This window comes from Pedobacter sp. (genome assembly GCF_040513095.1).
Taxonomy (GTDB): domain Bacteria; phylum Bacteroidota; class Bacteroidia; order Sphingobacteriales; family Sphingobacteriaceae; genus Pedobacter.
Window position 1 is genome coordinate 1 of the sequence record NZ_JBEVDX010000170.1, and the last position, 3,191, is coordinate 3,191.

The 3,191-nt window shown below is 40.4% G+C and carries 4 protein-coding genes; 1 reads left to right on the forward strand and 3 read right to left on the reverse strand.

Annotated features, from left to right (window positions below):
- The 3 genes from ABWY16_RS18910 to purN form a co-directional block, all read right to left on the reverse strand.
- Window positions 1-281, reverse strand: a 281-nt coding sequence (locus tag ABWY16_RS18910) for a rod shape-determining protein (protein WP_353906229.1), incomplete at its 3' end; no start/stop codon positions are given.
- A gap of 86 nt (window positions 282-367) precedes the next feature.
- Window positions 368-1,894, reverse strand: coding sequence for a bifunctional phosphoribosylaminoimidazolecarboxamide formyltransferase/IMP cyclohydrolase (gene purH, locus ABWY16_RS18915; RefSeq protein WP_353906230.1), 1,527 nt, complete (start codon window positions 1,892-1,894; stop codon window positions 368-370).
- A gap of 72 nt (window positions 1,895-1,966) precedes the next feature.
- Window positions 1,967-2,545, reverse strand: a complete 579-nt coding sequence (purN, locus tag ABWY16_RS18920) for a phosphoribosylglycinamide formyltransferase (RefSeq protein WP_353906231.1) — start codon at window positions 2,543-2,545, stop codon at window positions 1,967-1,969.
- A gap of 542 nt (window positions 2,546-3,087) precedes the next feature.
- Here purN and rpsT point away from each other — a divergent pair.
- On the forward strand, window positions 3,088-3,191 hold a 104-nt coding region (gene rpsT, locus ABWY16_RS18925), incomplete at its 3' end, for a 30S ribosomal protein S20 (RefSeq protein ID WP_353906232.1).

Sequence of the window (3,191 nt, forward strand, 5' to 3'; positions counted from 1 at the left end):
CCACCGTTGAGCATGCGTATCATACCTTTGATCATTGCTTCAGCAGCATTAAAATCTGCAATAACACCGTCTTTCAGAGGTCTTACCGTACGGATATTATCGTGCGTTTTACCCTCCATTTGCATAGCCTGACGGCCTATTGCTATAATTTTATTGGTTTGTCTGTCAAAAGCAACGATTGAAGGTTCATCAACAACCACTTTATCATTATGTATAATCAGGGTGTTGGCGGTGCCTAAATCTATGGCAACCTCTTGTGTGAACCAGTTAAATAAACCCATTTATAGGTGATAAGTTATGTTATAAAAATTCTATATACTATTAGAATGTAAAACTACATCTTTTTATTGTATTCCGCTTTAAAAAATTAGTGCTTAAAATGTCTGATTCCAGTAGTCACCATAGCGATACTTTTTTGGTTTGCCATATCGATTGAATCCGTATCTTTTATGGAGCCACCAGGTTGAAGAACCGCTGTAATACCTGCTTCAGCAGCGATTTCAACACAGTCAGGGAAAGGGAAGAAAGCATCCGATGCCATCACAGAACCTATCAGGTCAAAGTTAAAAGCATTGGCTTTAACAATTGCCTGTTTCAGGGCATCAACCCTCGAAGTCTGCCCAACACCGCTTGCCAGCAACGTATTATTTTTCACAAAAACGATTGTGTTTGATTTTGTGTGCTTAACGATTTTATTGGCGAAGAATAAGTCTTTTAACTCATCGGTTGTAGGAGTTTTCTCTGTAACAGTGGTCATTTGATCAGTGTCTTCAATGACCAGGTCTTTGTCCTGCTCAATCACACCGTTCAGTAAAGTCTTGAATTGCTTTTTGCTCAGCTCAACTTCATTGCGCTGCAGGATCACCCTGTTTTTCTTTGCTTTAAACAGCTCTACTGCCTCTGGCTGGTAAGAAGGGGCAATCAGGACTTCAAAGAATAATTTATTGATTTCTGTAGCTGTTGCCAGGTCGATCTCACGGTTAGCGATCAGGACGCCCCCAAAGGCAGAAACCGGGTCACATGCCAGGGCATCGTCCCATGCCTGAGCAATGGTCGCTCTTGAAGCAACACCGCAGGCATTGGTATGTTTAAGGATCGCGAAGGTAGGCTCCTGAAATTCATCAATCAGGCTTACTGCTGCATCCACATCAACCAGGTTATTGTAAGAAAGCTCTTTACCGTTCAGCTTAGTAAACATTTCATCCAGGTTACCATAAAACACCCCCTGCTGATGCGGGTTCTCGCCATAACGTAAAGTTTTGGCAGTGTTCAGGCTTTGTTTAAATACAGTCAGTGGTTCTTCGTTATTAAAGTAGTTGAAGATCGCAGTATCGTAGTGAGATGAAGTATGGAATGCTTTTTTAGCATATGCTTTACGCTGAGCGATAGTAGTCTCGCCATTCTGATCTTCCAGCTGCTGCTGCAGGGTAGAGTAATCGTCTTTTGAAGCAAGGATAACTACGTCGTTAAAATTTTTGGCTGCAGCCCTGATCAGGGAAATGCCACCAATATCAATTTTTTCAATGATTTCTTCTTCAGATCCACCAGCTTTCAGGGTTTCTTCAAAAGGATAAAGATCAACGATTACCAGGTCAATCTCAGGAATCTCATATGCTGCGATCTGAGCTTTGTCTTCGTTCAGGTTTCTGCGGTTTAAGATACCACCGAAAACTTTTGGATGCAAAGTTTTGACCCTTCCGCCTAAAATCGAAGGATAACCTGTAAGGTCTTCAACAGCTGTAACAGGTAAATTCAAATCTTTGATGAACTGTTCTGTACCGCCTGTAGAGAACAATTGGACACCTTGCTGTGCAAGCAGGCGTACAAGTGGTTCCAGACCGTCTTTGTAATATACTGAGATTAAAGCGTTTTTGATCTTTATTTGTTGGCTCATTGGGTGTTATTTTTGAGCCGCAAAATTATAAATTTTAAGCGATAAAGTTCAGTAATTGGAGGATAAAAAATCTTATTTCTGTATCTTTTTCAGGATGCTTTCCACTATACGCGGATAATGCTGGTGTTCAAGTTGTTGTCCTTTAAATTTTAGCATTTCCAGGTTATCTCCCTTATCTATCCTGTATTTTGCCTGGTGAATATACTCTCCTTCATCGTAGTTTTCATCTACATAATGGATGGTAATACCGCCTTCAGTTTCTCCGGCAGCAAGTACAGCTTTATGTACATGATCGCCGTACATTCCCTTGCCGCCAAACTTGGGCAGGAGGGCAGGGTGGATGTTCACTATACGTCCGGGATATTCTGCGATCAGGTTTTTAGGGATGAGCCAAAGGAAGCCTGCCAGTACGATCAGGTCGATATCCAGATTTTTAAGCAGATCTACAATCTGTTCAGTTTCATAGAACTCTTTTCTGTCGAAAATATGCGAAGGTATTTCAAAGTTATCTGCACGCTGCAGCACATATGCCTCCGGATTGTTGGTAAGTACCAGTGCAATTTCAACTTCCGGGCTGTGTTTGAACAGCTCCATAATTTTCTGGGCATTGGAGCCCGAACCTGAGGCAAATATAGCTATACGCTTCTTCATCGATTTTAAGGATATGATGCTGTCAAAAATAGCATTTTAGGCATTTAATGAAAGGCTTAAATGATAATATGTTTTATCTATTATATAGAAGGCCGGGGAGCAGCAGGGATCTTGCTTTGGGATGGCTTTGAGAGAAGATGGATTGAAACAATCCTGAAAGAAATATAAAAGGAATCTATACAGGTATCTGCCAGGGGGTTGCTAGGGGGTTACCAGGGCTTCAGACCCTAGGGAGGCCCTATCACCCCCCTACCAACCCCCTAGCAACCCCCTGGCAAAATCTGGTTGTTTATTGCTTTAAATCTTGTTCAGGCTTGTTTCTCTCAAAGCCGTTCCCGAACTTACAGACTACTATTCCAGCACCGTATCTAAAGAGGTGTGAATCAATATTTAAGAATATTTAAATTATTTGTGATATCGTTTTGCATTTTAAAAACATAAGTTCTATATTTGCAGTCCGAAAAAAAGAGAAAGATAAGGTAAAAGGAGATTCGGAAAATCACCAATACCTTAAATTATATAAAATATTATTATACTAAAAAATGGCAAATCATAAATCATCTTTAAAAAGAATAAGAGCAAACGCTACTAAACGTTTACGTAACAGGTACCAAGCAAAAACAACGCGTACTTTTATTAAAAGATT

Excerpts from the sequence above, each read along its gene's own strand:
- purH (WP_353906230.1), bottom strand. The coding sequence starts at position 1,894 with ATGAGCCAACAAATAAAGATCAAAAACGCTTTAATCTCAGTATATTAC.
- purN (WP_353906231.1), bottom strand. The coding sequence starts at position 2,545 with ATGAAGAAGCGTATAGCTATATTTGCCTCAGGTTCGGGCTCCAATGCC.